This window comes from Hymenobacter psychrotolerans DSM 18569, from assembly GCF_900142395.1.
Taxonomy (GTDB): domain Bacteria; phylum Bacteroidota; class Bacteroidia; order Cytophagales; family Hymenobacteraceae; genus Hymenobacter; species Hymenobacter psychrotolerans.
Genome location: NZ_FRAS01000001.1, coordinates 574,841 through 590,352, shown reverse-complemented (window position 1 = coordinate 590,352; position 15,512 = coordinate 574,841). Strand labels below are relative to the sequence as shown.

The following is a 15,512-nucleotide window of genomic DNA, read 5'->3' as shown; positions in this document are numbered from 1 at the left end:
GTAGAGGCCCTTCGGTCCGGAACCGGGCCACCCCGGAGCCGGTTCTATCGGCGCGGGTATGCAGCCCGCACCGCTTAATCCGTATCTTTCCCCGGAGGCCATTAGGGGCCGCTGGATATGCCTGTGTCGCACGAAACGTCTTCTACCTCTTCTGCTTTGCGCGAAGTGCTGGCCCGCCTGGAGGCCTTCAAGCGCAAATTCTACCTTTCGCTGCTGGTGCGTGGCGCGCTGGTGGCCGGCGCGCTGCTGCTGAGCTTGTTTCTGGTGTTGAACCTGCTCGAATACTTCCTGTACCTGCCTACCTGGGTGCGGGGCGGGCTGCTGTTTGGGTTCCTGGGACTGGCCGCTTATGCCTTCATGCGCTGGATCTGGCAGCCGCTGGCCGCCCTCACCAACCTGCGCCGCCTGCTTTCAGATGAGCAAGCGGCTCAGCGTATCGGGGAGCTGTTTCCGGACGTGCAGGACAAGCTGCTGAACGCGCTGCAGCTCCAGGACAAAGCCCAGGGCAACGCCCTGATTGCGGCCAGCCTGGAGCAGCGCGCTGGCCAGCTGGCGGGCGTGCAGTTTGAAAACGGTATCAACATTCGGCAGCAGACGCGGCCCTTATGGAAGTACGTGGCGGTGCCGGCCGCTGTCATCATGGCTGTGCTGCTGATTTATCCGGCCTTCTTCGTGCAGGGCACGGCGCGCATTCTCAACTACCGCCAGAAGTACGCGCCGCCCGCGCCGTTTAAGTTTATCATCGAAAACAAGGACCTGACGGCATTTCAGGGCGAGGATTTCAAGCTGGAAGTGACGGTGGAAGGGGAGGCCCTGCCCAACGACGTCACCATCCAGTACGGCGGGCGCGAGCGGCACCTAGTGCAGGACCGGCCCGGCCACTTCAGCTACCAGTTTCAGCAGCTGCAGCAGGATGTGGAATTTCAGCTGGCCGCCGCCGACGTCACGTCCGCCGACTACGACCTGCGCCTGCGCCAACGCCCCAACCTGCGCGACTTTCAGGTGGACGTGACGTACCCGGCCTACCTCGGCAAGCCCCGCGAAACCATCCGCAACACCGGCAACCTGACCGTGCCGGAGGGCAGCACCGTGCGCTGGCGCTTTGCCACGCAGGCCACCGAGCAGCTGCAGCTTCTCTTCAAAAGCCCCGACGAAACCCTGACCGCCACCCCCGACGAGGAGGAATTCACGGCTTCGCGGGTGGTGAGCCGCACCCAAAGCTACGCCGTGCGCCTCCGCAACCCGGCCAGCCTCAACCGCGACCCAATCGAGTACCAGCTCACGGCCATTGCCGACCAGAGCCCCGAAATCAGCCTGGAGTCTTTCCCCGATACCACCTCGCTGCGCTACCTGGCGCTGGGCGGCAACCTCCGCGACGACTACGGCCTCTCGCGCCTGCAGTTGCATTACCGCCTCACCAGCAAGGCCCGGCCCAACCCGGCGTTTCAGGTGCGGGCCTTGCCGCTGGGCGCGGGTCCGGTGCAGTCGTATGCCTACCAGTGGGACCTGCGCACTCTGAAAATGCAGCCCGGCGACCGGCTCGAATACTTTGTGCAGGTATGGGACAACGACGGCGTGCACGGTCCCAAAGCCACCCGTACCCGTTCGGCGGAGTTCCGGCTGCCCAGCCGCACCGAACTGCGCGAGCAGCTGAACTCGCAGGCCGAATCGGTGCAGAGCCAGCTGAGCAAGTCGGCGGAGCAGAGCAAGAAGCTGGAGCGTGAGCTGGCCAAAAGCCAGGACAAGCTCAAGACCAAGCGCGAGCTGAACTTCCAGGACCGCAAGCAGCTGATGGACATGCTGGAGCAGAAGCAGCAGATGGACCAGCAGATGCAGGACATGAAAAAGCTGTTTGATGAGCTGACCCAGAAGCAGGACGAGCTGGACCCTAAAAGCCAGGAGCTGGCTGAGAAGGCCAAAGAGCTGCAGAAGCTGATGGAAAGCCTGCTCGACCCCGAAACCAAGAAGCTCTACGACGAGCTGCAGAAGCTGCTGGAACAGCAGAAAGACATGAACCAGCCCGAGATGCAAAAGCTCCTGCAGCAGCTCGAAAACAAGGAAAATACCCTGCAGAAAGAGCTGGAGCGCGCCCTCGAAATGTTCAAGCAGCTACAGTTTGAGCAGAAGCAGGAAGCCGCACTCGAAAAGCTGGAGCAGCTGGCCCAGGAGCAGGAAAAGCTGGCCCAGGAGACCCAGAAAAACGACAAGGACAACCCCGACAACAAAGACAGCAGGCAGAGCCAGCAGCAGAAGCAGGACCAGCTCAAACAGCAGCAGCAGGAAAAGCAGCAGCAGTTCAACGAGTTGAAGAAAGAGCTGCAGGACCTCAAGAAGATGGACGAGCAGCTCGGCAACGAGAATGGTGCCGACGAAATGAAGCTCGAGCAGCAGCAGGTGGACGAGCAGATGCAGGACAGTGAGCAGCAGCTGGGCAAAAACCAGAACCAGAAAGCCAGCCAGAGCCAGCAGAAAGCCGCCCAGAGCATGAAGCAGATGGCCCAGAAAATGAAGCAGCAGATGAGCGACGAGGAGCAGGACCAGCAGCAGGAAAACATCGATGACCTGCGCGACATCCTCGAAAACCTGCTCAAGCTCAGCTTCGACCAGGAAGGCCTGGCCAAGGACTTCCGCCGCGTCGACCAGAGCGACCCGCGCTTCGTGCAGCTCGGCCAGACCCAGCGCAAGCTCAAGGACGACGCCCGCGTGGTGCAGGACTCGCTGTATGCGCTAGCCAAGCGCGTGTTTCAGCTGCAGAGCTTCGTGACGCGTGAAGTAGGCGAGATGAACGGCCGCATGGACGAAAGCCTCGACCACATCCGGCAGCGCGACGTGGGCCGCGCCACCGCCAGCCAGCAGCAGGCCATGACCAGCATGAACAACCTGGCCCTGATGCTGAACTCGGCGCTGCAGCAGATGCAGCAGGAGCAGCGCGAAAGCCAGAGCCAGCAACAGCAGCAGGGCGGCGGCAAGCCCGGCCGCAAAAAGAAGAAAGGCAGCAGCGCCGGCGAAGGCCAGCTCGGCAAGATGCAGCAGCAGCTCAACCAGCAGATTCAGCAGCTGCAGCAGAGCGGCAAGCAGGGCCGCGCCCTCTCCGAAGACCTGGCCAAGCTGGCGGCTCAGCAGCAAATGCTGCGGCAGGCTTTGCAGGAGCTGGAAAAGCAGCAGAAGGGCACCAAGCCCGGCCAGAAAGATGGCAAAGGGGAACTCGGCGGTGGCGGCTCCGGCGAATTGAAGAAATTAATGGAACAAACAGAAACCGACCTCGTAAACAAGCGGCTGACGGAGCAGACTATCATGCGCCAGCGCCAAATTCTGACCCGCCTGCTCGAAGCCGAGAAATCGGCCCGGGAACGGGACCAGGATGACAAGCGCGAGGCACAGTCGGCTCAGAACCGCCCACCTGTTTTTCCGCCCGCCTTTGACCAATACAAACGCCAGAAAGACCGCCAGACTGAGCTGCTCCGCACCGTGCCGCCAGCCCTCACGCCTTACTATCAGCGGGAGGTAAGTGAATATTTTCAGAAAATGAAATAGCGTCTCGCTAAGTTTGCGCCCCGCCGCCCCTCACCACTACCTAATGAAGCAGGTTAAAATCCAGATTCCCTCCCTTGTCGAGAATATCCGTGTGGTTGAAAGTTTTATCGATAACTCGAAAGACACTTTCCACATCGAAGACGACATCTACGGCAATATCATGGTGGCCGTCACCGAGGCCGTCAACAATGCTATCCGCCACGGCAACAAGTTCGACAAAGACAAAAACGTCTATCTGTCGCTGTTTGTGGAGCAGGACAAGGTGAAGTTTGAGATAGAAGATGAGGGCTCGGGGTTCGACTATACTAACCTCATTGACCCAACCGCGCCCGAAAACCTGGAGAACCCCGGGGGCCGTGGCATTTTCCTGATCCGGCACCTGGCCGATGAGGTGGAGTTTCATAAGGACGGCCGCAATGTGCAGCTCACGTTTATGCTGCCTACTCCCACCGAATCCGAATCGGCCGTTAACGGCGCCGAAACGACTTCCCACTAGCAGCATGAGCGACCTGCCTACCGAGCACAACGACCAGGAAGACGATGATTTCGGCCGCGACGAAGGCCCGGGCATCGAGTTTCTGGTGGAAGATGTGGATTTTCAGCTGTCCGACGCCGAGGAGCTAACCTCCTGGGTTGAGCGGGTGGCCGAAGTGCACGAGCACGAAATTGTGCAGCTCACCTACATCTTTTGCTCGGATGAGTACCTGCACAAGGTGAACGTGGAGTACCTCGACCACGACACCTACACCGACGTCATCACCTTCGACAATGCCGATGATGCCGACATTATTGAAGGCGACATTTTCATTTCGGTGGACCGGGTACGCGAGAATGCGCAGACGCACGGCGTCACGTTCCGCGACGAGCTGCACCGCGTCATGATTCACGGCGTGCTGCACCTGCTCGGCTACGCCGACAAGGACCTGCTCAGCCAGACGGCCATGCGCAAAAAAGAAGACGACTGCCTGCAGCTGCGCACCTTCTAGCTCACTGCACCGGCTTGCTACCTGAAACGCCCGCCTTTTCGGTGGGCGTTTTTTGTGTGGCACCTTCCCGGCCCGGTCCGGCGCCAAAGGCGTTAGACCGGAAGGCTCAACTCCAGTATATTTCCGCAATGTCTGCCACGCCCTCACCCATCCGCATCATTCCCGGCAACGCCCTGGACCATTACCTGAGCCAGGGCTACTACCGGATGGCGCAGGACCTGTTTACGTGCCGGTTTCTGCCCGTGGAGGATACGCTGTACACGGTGCACTGGCTGCGGCTGGTGCTGGCTGAGGTACGCTACGGCCCGGAGCAGCGCCGCCTGCTGCGCCTGAATGAGCGGTTTTCGGTCACGGTCCGGCCGTTTCAGCTGACGGAGGAGCTGGAAGAGCTATACGCCCGCTACCGGGCCAGCATTACGTTTGATGCGCCGCCCACCGTAGAGGCGTTTCTACTGGCCGGCGCCACCCACAACGTTTTCACCACCGAAACCATCGAAATCCGGGACGCAGGGCAGCTGATTGCGGCCGGCATCTTCGACAGCGGGGCCCGGACCATGGCCGGCATCATGAACTTCTACGACCCCGGCTACCGCAGGCACAGCCTGGGCAAGTACCTGATGCTGCTGAAAATCAACCTGGCCCGGAGCCGCCAGCACCAGTATTACTATCCCGGCTACCTGGTGCATAACTACCCCAAGTTCGACTACAAGCTGTTTCCCTGCCAGTCCGCCACCGAGGTATTTGATGCCAGCACCAGCCAGTGGCTCCCGTTTTCGAAGGAGGTGGTAGCCACTCATGCCGCGGCCCTGCTGGACGAGTTGCAGCGGGAGTTTCTGGCAACCTACGACAGTGAGTGACGCGGCCACCGGCGCGCACAAAGCGGAAGGCTGCTTATCTTTGCACAGGTTTTGAGCGGGTTGCGTCCGGGTTTGTGCACGTGCTTTTCGAGTAAACTGCCTGCCTTGTGCGGGCGTTTTTGATTGGCGCAGGCCCTGAAGTTGGTTTTGCCCCGCAGCTTCCGCACCAAATACCGCGCAGCGCTGTTCATCCGAGCAGCTTTCTAAGTACCTCCGCCATGTTTCAGCAAGAAGATTACGACGTTATTGTAGTAGGAGCCGGCCACGCCGGCTGTGAGGCCGCCGCCGCCGCCGCCAACATGGGCTCCAAGGTCCTGCTCGTAACGATGAACATGAACACCATCGCGCAGATGTCGTGCAACCCGGCCATGGGCGGGGTGGCCAAAGGGCAGATTGTGCGCGAGGTGGACGCGCTGGGCGGCCAGTCGGGCATCATCACCGACAAAACCATGATTCAGTTCCGGATGCTGAACCGCTCGAAAGGCCCCGCCATGTGGAGCCCCCGGGCGCAGTCGGACCGGATGCGCTTTGCCGAAGAATGGCGCCTCACGCTGGAGCAAACCCTGAACGTGGACTTCTGGCAGGAAGCCGTGACGGGCATCGTGGTGGAAAACGACACGGTGGTGGGCGTGAAAACGGCGCTGGGAATCGAGTTCCGGGGCAAGTCGGTGGTGCTCACCAACGGCACCTTCCTCAACGGCCTCATCCACATCGGGGAGAAGCAGTTTGGGGGTGGGCGCGCCGCCGAGAAAGGCAGCACCGGCATCACGGAGCAGCTGAAAGAGCTGGGCTTTGAAGCGGGCCGCATGAAAACCGGCACCCCGCCCCGCGTGGACGGCCGCAGCCTCGACTACAGCAAAATGGAGGAGCAGGCCGGCGACGCCGAGCCCGGCAAGTTCTCCTACCTCGACACGCCGTCGTTGGTGAAGCAGCGCCCGTGCTACATCACCTACACCAACGCCGAGGTGCACGAAATCCTGAAGGAAGGCTTCGAGAAGTCGCCGATGTTCCAGGGCCGCATCAAGGGCCTGGGGCCGCGCTATTGCCCTTCAGTAGAGGACAAAATCAACCGCTTCGCCGACAAGGACCGCCACCAGATTTTTGTAGAGCCGGAAGGCTGGAGCACGGTGGAAGTGTACGTGAACGGCTTTAGCTCTTCGCTGCCCGAGGACGTGCAGTACCGCGCCCTGCGCAAGATTGCCGGCTTCGAAAACGCCAAGATGTTCCGCCCCGGCTACGCCATCGAGTACGACTTCTTCCCGCCCACGCAGCTGCACCTCACCCTGGAAACCAAGCTGATTCAGAACCTGTATTTCGCGGGCCAGATCAACGGCACCACGGGCTACGAGGAGGCCGCCTGCCAGGGCCTGATGGCCGGCATCAACGCCCACAACAAGGTGCACGGCAAGCAGCCCTTCATCCTGAAACGGAGCGAGGCCTATATCGGCGTGCTCATTGATGACCTGGTAAACAAAGGCACCGACGAGCCCTACCGCATGTTCACGAGCCGCGCCGAGCACCGCCTGCTGCTGCGCCAGGACAACGCCGACCTGCGCCTCACGCCGCTGGGCCACGCCTTGGGCCTGGCTTCGGATGAGCGGATGGACCGGGTGCGCGAGAAAGAGCAGCAAACGCAGGAAATAGCCAAGCTGCTGAAGAATTTCGCCATCGAGCCCCAGGAAATCAACGGCTGGCTCACGGAAATAGGCTCGGCCGTTATCAGTGAGAAAACGCGCGCCGTGAACCTGCTGCGCCGCCCTAATGTGGACCTGCCGGCCCTGGCGCGGGTGCTGCCCGGCCTCACGCTGGCGCTGGCTCCGTACCGGCCGGAGGCACTGGAGCAGGCCGAAATATTGGTCAAGTACGAGTCGTATCTGGAGAAGGAGCACCAGCAGGCGGCGCGGGTGCAGGAGTTGGAAAACTTCGTGATTCAGGGCCGCCTCGACTACCGCGCCATGCCGGCCCTCTCGCACGAAGCCCGCGAAAAGCTGCTCAAGATTCAGCCCGAAACCCTGGGTCAGGCCTCCCGCATCAGCGGCGTTTCGCCTGCGGATGTGTCGGTGCTGATGGTGTATTTGGGACGTTAGTTATTGTCATTTTGAGCAACCAGAACGTCATTCCTCGCTCCGCTCGTAGTGACGTTCTGGGATGCGCTTTGCAAATTGGGCTTTGTGTTGATACGCTATGCAACCATGAGGCTCAAGCTCTGCATTCTATTCTTCGTCTTTGCCTCTTGTAGTGCAGATAATGCAGTACGTAGGCTCCCTTCACCCGCGGTGCGGAAGTATTTGGAGGAGATAACCAGTATCCTGCAAGCCAATTTCATTAATCGGTCGGCAATAAACTGGGTAGTTTTCAGGCAGAACCTACTAGCGCAAGCAAGTGGCGCCAAAACAATTGAGCAGGCCTATCCAGCGGTTGTATCTGCTATTGGAGCCCTGGGCGATAAGCACAGTATGTTTGTGCCCGCCCGGCCGCTGAAGGGCCTCGAAACGCCTTCTGCCAAGCAGCCCCTGCTATACCCCGACGAGCCGGTGCCTGGGGACATTGGCTACATCAGAATTCCGTGGGTTGTCGGTAGTCAGGAAAAGCTGGACGCGTACATCACCCGCGTGCAAGCCCAAATCAAGGAGCGGGATAAGCCGGAATTAAAAGGCTGGGTCGTGGATTTGCGAGGGAATATGGGCGGGAATATGTGGCCGATGCTTGTGGGGGCAGGACCGATTTTGGGAGAGGATACCCTCGGCTACTTTATCGACTCGGATAATGCCCACACCGCGTGGCGCTACGAAAAGGGCAAGGCATTGCTGGACGGCAACACACAGGCAGAAACAGCCAAGTATTATACGCTTCAGTCGGCCAACCCTGTAGTGGCCGTGCTGACCGATACCCTAACGGCCAGTTCGGGCGAGGCCGTTGCGGTGGCCTTTAAAGCCCGAAAGCACACCAGAAGCTTTGGGGCGGGCACGTGCGGGGTATCTACCAGCAGAAGCCGCTTTTATTTGTCCGATGGGTCCGTTTTTTTGCTGACAACCGCTGTATTCGCCGACCGCCGCCTGGCACGGTATGGCCACTCTATAGCCCCCGACGAGCCGCTCGAGTCGAGCGAAGTAGTGCCACGAGCCGTCCGCTGGATCAGAGAAGAATACGAAATGAGGAAATAAGTGGCCTGGCTATAGAAACTGTATCGTCATGCTGAGGCGCAGCCGAAGCACCTCTACCGCATAGGTGAATTACTACCGCAACGTCAGCACGCGAGGTGCTTCGGCTGCGCCTCAGCATGACGTTTTTGCTTAATGACATTCTTATCTGGCAAAAACGGCCGCGGATCCTTTCGGATTCTGCGGCCGTTTTTGGTTTTGTACCTTCGCCTTGCGGCTGGCTTCTCTGCGCAGGCTGGTCGTCGCAATCAGCGGAATCAACATAATCAGCGAGCATCTGTGATTTACGAGCGTTTGGAGAAGTGCCCGGTGTGCGGCAAAACGGAGTTTCGCAACAAGCTGGTGGTCGAGGATAAGTCAGTCAGCAAGGAGAGTTTCGCCATTCAGCAGTGCGAGGCGTGCTCGTTCCAGTTCACCAACCCCCGGCCCGACGCCGCCCACATCGGCCGCTATTATGAGTCCGACGAGTACGTGTCGCACAACAGCGGCGCGGGCGGGCTCATCAACCAGGCCTACAAGGTGGCGCGCTTCTTCACGATGCGCCGCAAGGTGGGCCTGCTCAACCGGCTGGTTCCGCGCAAAGGCCGGCTCTTCGATTATGGCTGCGGCACGGGCCATTTTCTGGCGGCAGCCAAAGGCAACGGCTGGCAGGTGGCGGGCTGGGAGCCCAACGCCCGGGCCCGCGAAGAAGCCACCCAGCGCGTAGGGCAGCCCATCGGCACCGAAAATCTGGTGCAGTTTCAGCCCGGCAGCTTCGATGCCATTACGCTCTGGCACGTGCTGGAACACGTGCACACGCTCAACGAAACGCTGGCCCAGCTCATCAGCCTGCTCAAGCCTGAGGGCGTGCTGCTGATTGCGGTGCCCAACGTGGAAAGCCTCGATGCCCAGCACTACCGCCAGGACTGGGCCGCCTACGACGTGCCGCGCCACCTCTACCATTTCAGCCCCAAAACCATGACGCAGCTGCTCAAAAAGCACAAGCTGACAGTGCTGGAAAAGCTGCCGATGGCGCTGGATGCCTACTACGTGAGCATGCTCAGCGAAAAGCACCGGGCCGAGCGCAACGGCGGTATGCTGTCGGTGCTGAAGGCGGGCTATAAGTCCAACCAGTACGCCGAGCAGCACGAAGGCCAGTATTCCAGCCTGATTTACGTAGCCGCCAAACGCTAAACCCTATGACCGTGCCGCGTGCCTGCCTGCTGGGAGTGCTGCTGGCCGCCGGGCTGCCGGCTGTAGCGCGGGCAGGCGGGGGAGGGGAGGGGCCGGCGCCGGACCGGGCGGCCTCATGTGGGCTGCTGCATACGCAGAGGACCATTTCGGGCGGTGCGGCGTACGTGCCGCCCGATACCAGCCGCCGCACGGCCGGGCCGGATACGGTGGTCCAGCGCCCGGCTCTCATTCCTGATACTACTCCCGTAGTAGATGAGGACAAACCCACCCGCAAAACGGCGCTGTTTACGGCCCTGGCTATTGCGGCGCTGACTATTTCCACGCTTCTGCTCTACAATGTCCGCTCGCGCTAATCTTTTTCTTCTGTTTTCGGTGGCGGCGGCTGTGGCCGGCTGTGCCTCCGTCAGCTCGCCGCAGGGCGGCCCCCGCGACGTTACGCCGCCTAAGCTGGTCAGCTCCTCACCGGTTAATGGAGCCCGCAATGCCCGCCCTCAGCAAGTCCGGCTGGTTTTTTCGGAAGCGGTGCAGGTGAAGGATCTGCAGAAGAACCTGATTATTGCGCCCACCATTGCCGAAGACAACAAGTACAAAGTACGCGAGGAGCGCAACGCCATTACGCTGCTGTTTGAGAAGCCGCTGGAGGAAAACACGACCTACTCGTTCAACTTCGGCAACGCCATTTCCGACATCACCGAGAGCCTGCCCGCCGCCGATGCCATCATCAGTTTCAGTACCGGCGCGGTGCTGGACTCCGGCGCCGTGCAGGGCACCGTCCGCGGCCTGCTGACCCAGAAACCGGCGGAGGCCGCCGCCGTGCTGCTGTATCCGGAGGCCGACACGGCCGGGCTGCGCCGCGGCAAACCGTACTACCTGGCCCGCTCCGACAAGGCGGGAGCCTACAAGCTGCGCAACCTGAAAGCCGGCCGCTACCGCCTCTACGCCCTCATCGACAAAAACCAGAACACCCGCTACGATGAAGGCGAGAAAATAGCCTACCTGCCCCAGCCGATTACGGTAGGCTCCCGGCCCGACACGGTGCGGCTGGAGCTGGTTCGGCCGGACGGGCGGCGGCCGCTCGTGAGTGGGCAGCAGGCGGCGCCAACTCAATACCGGGTTAGTTACAACGAAGGCCTGCGCTCGGCTACACTGGCCCCGCTGGGCGGCACGGGTTCTGCCGCGCTGGCCGAAGCGGTGCAGCTGGCGGAGGCCGGGCGCACAGTGGCCCTTTACCGAACAGCGGCTCTCACGGAAGGCCGCTATCTGCTGGCCGCCACCGACAGCGCCGGCAACACCGGCCGCGACACAGTTACGGTGAAGTTTCAGGGGACGGCTCCGGCACGGCGCCTGCCGCTGTACACTGTGGAAGGCAACCCGCGGGACGTGTACCGGCAAGGCGAAGTGCGCTACACCTTCGCGGAGCCCATCCGCGTAGCGCCCGGCAAACCCTTCGCCACGCTACAGGAAGATTCTTCCGCCCGCCGCCCGCTGCTGCTGGGCCCCGATGGAACGCTCAACCCTGACCGCCTGCATCTGACCGTGCTGCTCAACACCAAAGCCAAGTCCAGCCTCACGCTGCAGCTCGATACGCTCAACCTTACCACCATTTCGGGGCAGCGGCTGGGAGCCCGGCCGCTCCGGCTGCGCGTAACGGAGCAGGCAACCACCGGCAGCCTGGCTGGCACGGTCCAAACTAAATACAAGCGCTACGAAATTCAGCTGCTGGACGCGCAGGGTGTGCTTGTGGCTACGTTTAACAAGCCCGGCCCTACTTTCCGCTTCGACCGGGTTGCGCCGGGCACCTATACCATTCGGGTGCTGATAGACGCTGATGCCAATGGCAGCTGGCGGGGCGCTGACCCCAACTTGCTGCTGCCGCCTGAGCCGGTATACCTGCTGCCGCAGCCGGTGCAGGTGCGTGCTAACTGGGAAGTGGAAGACCTGCGCCTTACGTTCTAACGCTACTGCGCCTTACAACTGCCCTGCTACTGCCTCGTCGGGTGGTGGCAGGGCTTTTTGCTGCCCCTCCTGGCAGCCTACTTACGAGTAGCTGGACTGATGCCTGCCGTGCCTGCTACTTTAGGCTCTTGGTAGGGCTTGCGCGTAGCTTGGCGGCCGTGGAACACTTTCCAAGGTTACTTTTCGCCACTTAAATGGGCTTATACGTGCTGGAAATGCGGTTTTCCTGATTCGGGGCTGTTTCACGGCGCCAAGCCCAATTGGCTTTTCTGCTGGAAAAAGGCCGCCTCGGCTGGGTGTGAGCCAGCTTTCCACATGGAGCAGGACGCGTTTCCAGTTACTGAGGGCTTTTTTGGGCTCTTTTCCACAGCTATTCCACAGGGTTTTCCACGTCTGTAGGGCCAATTGGCTTAACCTGTGGATAATACCTGCCTAACCTGGGGATAACCCGTGGAGAAAAAAGGGATAAGTTTTTTTGCGTTTCTCACGGCCCCAGCACCCCCTTGCAGCTGTCCACACCCGGTGGATAAGCGTGGACAACTTCGCCCGCTTTTCACCACAATCCACACCTGCCGTGGACTGTGGATTGTGGATTAGTGGATAAGCATTGTGGATTGTGAAAAACTTTATTAAAGCGTTTACAGTCAGTATTTTACTATCAACATACCCTGTTGACAGACGGTGCATAAACCCGCAGCTTTGCACAAGTTATTAGCCCTGTGGATTACTATTTCTGATTGTCCACTTATGCACAGCCCTAACGACAGGGATAAAAAAGATTTCTTAAAATTTCTTCTTTTAAAAAGTTATTAACCCTGTGGACAAACCGGAGGCCGAAAAAAAAAGGAGCCGGCTGAAGGAAGTCCTGCGGCTTCGCTGGTTCGGCTGCTGAGCCGGCCGGTGGCCTGCGGCAATCCTGCTGCCGGGTTCAGCGTATACAGGCAGCACCCTCTTCCGCGCCGTATGCCGTTCAACTACAACCAGGATTTCCGCAACCTCGACTTGCGCCAGCACCCGGAGCTGTACCGCGTGGGCAAAGGCGAGCAGGGCGTGTTGCTGGTGCAGCCCTATAAAGCCGAGATTCTGCCCCACTGGCGCTTCCGGACGCCTGAAGTGGCCCGGGAGTCGTCGGAGAAGATTTACGCGCTGTTTGAGGCCTATTTAGAGGCAAATGATTTTGTGGGCGCCGACATGGCCCGCAAGTTTCTGCAGATGGGCTTCACGCGGGCCCGCCGCTACGCCAACCACCAGGGCGGCAAAAAATACGCCGGCCCCGTGCCCGACGACAAAAAAGGCCAGAGCGGAGCCCACGGGCGCGCCGAGTTGCCCCGCTCGCCCGAAGACCCGCAAAAGGCAGAAGCCGCCGCCATCTTCAAGCGCAAATGGGACGAAGCCAAAGCCCACCCGGAGTACGTGCGGCAACGCGCCGAATTTGAAGCCCGCTACGGGAAGTGACCCGGCATTGGCTACCTTTACTTTCTCCTACCACTACATTCCTGAGCTATGAGCCCGACCCAAGCATCGCCTTCGAGCACCGACGAAAACGAAATCATTCTGGGCACCGGCATGGGCCCGCTCCGCTTCGGCGCAACCATGGACGAGGTGCGCGCCCTGATGGGAGAGCCCGAAGAAATTGAAGAGTCGGAAGACGACGACGAGTTCGAGCACCAGGCCTGGAACTACCTCGAAGAAGGCTACTCGCTCTACTTCGACCGCGAAGACGACTTCCGCCTGAGCTGCATCGAAACCGACCACCCCGGCATGCGTCTCTACGGCGAGAGCATCCACGGCAAATCGTCGGATGACATTCAGGAGCTGATGCGCCGCCACGGCCACGAGTCCAGCGAAATTGAGAAGATGGATACCGGCGAAATGCGCATCTCCTACGAAAAGGAAATGATTGACCTTTACTTTGATGAGGATGAGCTGCAGTTCGTGAATTTCGGTGTCTTCATCTCCGAGGACCTGGACGTGCAGTGGCCTGCCTAATTCAAGGTTATCCACAAAAAGCCCGAATTTTGCTGTGGATAAGTGGATAAGTAGTTGATTTGGTATCTGTTTAGCACGCTCTTTGTAGCACAGCAGCCAAGTTATCCGCATTTCCGGCTCCTACGAAAATCATGGCGCATAAAAAAGCCGCTCTTGCAAAAGAGCGGCTTTTTTGTATTCAGCCAAGAAGGCAGGCGGCAGTAAACGGCTAGGGCTTAGCCCAGAATAGCGCGGAACAGCAGGAACAAGCCGCCCGAAAGAGTCATGGTCACGGGCAGCGTAAGCACCCAGGCCAGCGCAATGTTGCGCACCATCTGTGGGTTCAGGTTCTTGATGCCGCGGTTGGCCACCATAGAGCCCGCAATAGCCGACGACAGCACGTGCGTGGTAGACGAAGGCAGGCCGTAGGCGGTAGAAGCCCCAATCATGGCGGCGGCCACCAGCTCCGACGAGGCGCCCTGCGCGTAGGTCAGATGCTCCTTGCCGATTCGCTCCCCGATGGTTTTCACAATGCGCTGCCAGCCAATCATGGTGCCCAGGCCCAGCGAAATGGATACGATGAGCAGCACCCAGGTCGGCGCGTAATCGGTGAAGGTGCGCAGGTTGGCGAGTGAGTCGTCCAGCGTGGCCCGGTCGGCGGTGCTCAGGCTCACATTGTTGCTCTTCTGGATGGTTTTGGCCTGGCTGCCAAGCAGCAGGACTGCTTTGCGGATATGGAAGCGCGCTTCCTGCGGCAACTGCGACACGGCCGTTTTGCCCACAAAAATGCTGTCCAGCGCATTGGTCTGCACCCGGATGCTCGACACGGCCGCCCGGTCATCGGCGCTGAGTTCGGCTACGTTCACCTTCTGCATTACCTGCTCCACTTTCAGCAGCGAGTCGCGCATGTCCAGCGGGTTCTTGGAATGGTCGAGGGCGTAGAACGTGGGCACGATGCCAATCATGATGAGCATGATCAGGCCCACACCTTTCTGGCCGTCGTTGGAGCCGTGGAAGTAGCTTACCAGCGTACAGGTCACAACCAGGATCAGCCGAATCCACAGGGGTGGGGGCTTGCGCTTGTGCGGCTCCTTAAAGATGGCCTTGTTCTTCACAAAGCGCTTCAGCAGGAACATCATGATAATGGTGAGGGCAAAACCGAACAGCGGGCCCACCAGCAGCGCAATACCCGTGTCGCCGGCCTTGCTCCAGTTGACGGCGGCGTTCTTGGCTTCCGGCAGGAAGCTGAACGCAATGCCCACGCCCAGAATAGAGCCGATAAGCGCGTGCGACGAGGACGACGGCAGCCCGTAGTACCAGGTGCCCACGTTCCAGATGATGGCACCAATAATCAGGGCGCCCACCATGGCAATGCCGTGGTACACGTTCTGATCTACCAGACTCTCAACCGGCAGCAGGTACACGATACCCATGGCCACCCCGATACCGCCGGTCAGCACCCCGATAAAGTTCCAGAAAGCCGACCAGACCACGGCCACCCACGGCCGGAGCGTGTTGGTATAGATTACCGTCGCTACGGCGTTGGCCGTGTCGTGGAAACCATTGACGAATTCGAACGCGCAGGCTGCTATCAGACAGAGGATTAGCAGGATCAGCACGTGAGGCTCTAAGCCAAACATAAAGAGGGAATTGGTGAAAATTTGGTTTTCATCATCCAAAGGTAGCTCACCCTAAGGCGGGGCAAGATTATGAAATTGTTACGGAGTGGCATCCGGCCCGGGTATTGAGGCGCTAAACGCAGGAATATTCAACAAGTTGAGTTGAATGGCGGCACAAGCCCGCGCATCCGCTACTTTTGCCCATACTTTTAGAGCTGAGAGCTTAGAGCCGGGAAGCCCGGCCCTCTTCGGGCGCCC

12 protein-coding genes are annotated in these 15,512 nt (G+C 60.1%); 11 read left to right on the top strand and 1 reads right to left on the bottom strand.

Translation table 11 applies throughout. The annotated features are described in order from the left end of the window. Positions 1–123 precede the first annotated feature (123 nt). From BUE15_RS02455 to BUE15_RS02405, 11 genes are all read left to right on the top strand, one after another. Positions 124–3,534 carry a DUF4175 family protein gene (locus BUE15_RS02455; RefSeq protein ID WP_244535855.1) on the top strand — a complete coding sequence of 1,137 codons (3,411 nt, stop codon included), beginning with the start codon at positions 124–126 and terminating at the stop codon, positions 3,532–3,534. A 43-nt stretch (positions 3,535–3,577) separates the two neighbouring features. Further along, entirely contained in the window at positions 3,578–4,030 is a 453-nt protein-coding gene (locus tag BUE15_RS02450) for an ATP-binding protein (protein ID WP_073281078.1), read from the top strand. 4 nt (positions 4,031–4,034) lie between these two features. Next, on the top strand, positions 4,035–4,520 hold the full coding sequence (gene ybeY, locus BUE15_RS02445) for an rRNA maturation RNase YbeY (protein WP_084548763.1): 486 nt from the start codon (positions 4,035–4,037) through the stop codon (positions 4,518–4,520). Between the two features lie 128 nt (positions 4,521–4,648). Continuing rightward, entirely contained in the window at positions 4,649–5,377 is a 729-nt protein-coding gene (locus BUE15_RS02440) for a GNAT family N-acetyltransferase (RefSeq protein WP_084548762.1), read from the top strand. A 218-nt stretch (positions 5,378–5,595) separates the two neighbouring features. Further along, entirely contained in the window at positions 5,596–7,464 is a 1,869-nt protein-coding gene (mnmG, locus tag BUE15_RS02435) for a tRNA uridine-5-carboxymethylaminomethyl(34) synthesis enzyme MnmG (RefSeq protein ID WP_073281077.1), read from the top strand. 48 nt (positions 7,465–7,512) lie between these two features. Further along, entirely contained in the window at positions 7,513–8,541 is a 1,029-nt protein-coding gene (locus BUE15_RS02430) for a S41 family peptidase (RefSeq protein WP_139252090.1), read from the top strand. A 276-nt stretch (positions 8,542–8,817) separates the two neighbouring features. After that, positions 8,818–9,711 carry a class I SAM-dependent methyltransferase gene (locus BUE15_RS02425; protein WP_073281075.1) on the top strand — a complete coding sequence of 298 codons (894 nt, stop codon included), beginning with the start codon at positions 8,818–8,820 and terminating at the stop codon, positions 9,709–9,711. Between the two features lie 5 nt (positions 9,712–9,716). Further along, positions 9,717–10,064 carry a hypothetical protein gene (locus tag BUE15_RS02420; RefSeq protein ID WP_073281074.1) on the top strand — a complete coding sequence of 116 codons (348 nt, stop codon included), beginning with the start codon at positions 9,717–9,719 and terminating at the stop codon, positions 10,062–10,064. Continuing rightward, complete coding sequence (locus BUE15_RS02415) at positions 10,048–11,667, top strand: Ig-like domain-containing domain (protein ID WP_073281073.1); 1,620 nt, start codon at positions 10,048–10,050, stop codon at positions 11,665–11,667. Before BUE15_RS02420 ends, BUE15_RS02415 begins: the two co-directional genes overlap by 17 nt. Before the next feature lie 963 nt (positions 11,668–12,630). Beyond that, a complete protein-coding gene (locus tag BUE15_RS02410) occupies positions 12,631–13,122 on the top strand; it encodes a DUF4385 domain-containing protein (protein ID WP_073281072.1) in 492 nt (163 codons plus the stop codon). A 48-nt stretch (positions 13,123–13,170) separates the two neighbouring features. Next, positions 13,171–13,656: a hypothetical protein gene (locus tag BUE15_RS02405; RefSeq protein ID WP_073281071.1), complete on the top strand. Its 486-nt coding sequence runs from the start codon at positions 13,171–13,173 to the stop codon at positions 13,654–13,656. Between the two features lie 215 nt (positions 13,657–13,871). Here the strand turns inward: BUE15_RS02405 and BUE15_RS02400 are convergent, their stop codons facing one another. Continuing rightward, a complete protein-coding gene (locus BUE15_RS02400) occupies positions 13,872–15,275 on the bottom strand; it encodes an inorganic phosphate transporter (RefSeq protein WP_073281188.1) in 1,404 nt (467 codons plus the stop codon). Between the last annotated feature and the right edge of the window lie 237 nt (positions 15,276–15,512).

What these genes read in the sequence shown, in the direction of transcription:
- BUE15_RS02450 (WP_073281078.1), top strand. Translation starts at nt 3,578, where the DNA reads ATGAAGCAGGTTAAAATCCAGATTCCCTCCCTTGTCGAGAATATCCGT.
- ybeY (WP_084548763.1), top strand. Translation starts at nt 4,035, where the DNA reads ATGAGCGACCTGCCTACCGAGCACAACGACCAGGAAGACGATGATTTC.
- BUE15_RS02440 (WP_084548762.1), top strand. Translation starts at nt 4,649, where the DNA reads ATGTCTGCCACGCCCTCACCCATCCGCATCATTCCCGGCAACGCCCTG.
- mnmG (WP_073281077.1), top strand. Translation starts at nt 5,596, where the DNA reads ATGTTTCAGCAAGAAGATTACGACGTTATTGTAGTAGGAGCCGGCCAC.
- BUE15_RS02420 (WP_073281074.1), top strand. Translation starts at nt 9,717, where the DNA reads ATGACCGTGCCGCGTGCCTGCCTGCTGGGAGTGCTGCTGGCCGCCGGG.
- BUE15_RS02415 (WP_073281073.1), top strand. Translation starts at nt 10,048, where the DNA reads ATGTCCGCTCGCGCTAATCTTTTTCTTCTGTTTTCGGTGGCGGCGGCT.
- BUE15_RS02410 (WP_073281072.1), top strand. Translation starts at nt 12,631, where the DNA reads ATGCCGTTCAACTACAACCAGGATTTCCGCAACCTCGACTTGCGCCAG.
- BUE15_RS02405 (WP_073281071.1), top strand. Translation starts at nt 13,171, where the DNA reads ATGAGCCCGACCCAAGCATCGCCTTCGAGCACCGACGAAAACGAAATC.
- BUE15_RS02400 (WP_073281188.1), bottom strand. Translation starts at nt 15,275, where the DNA reads ATGTTTGGCTTAGAGCCTCACGTGCTGATCCTGCTAATCCTCTGTCTG.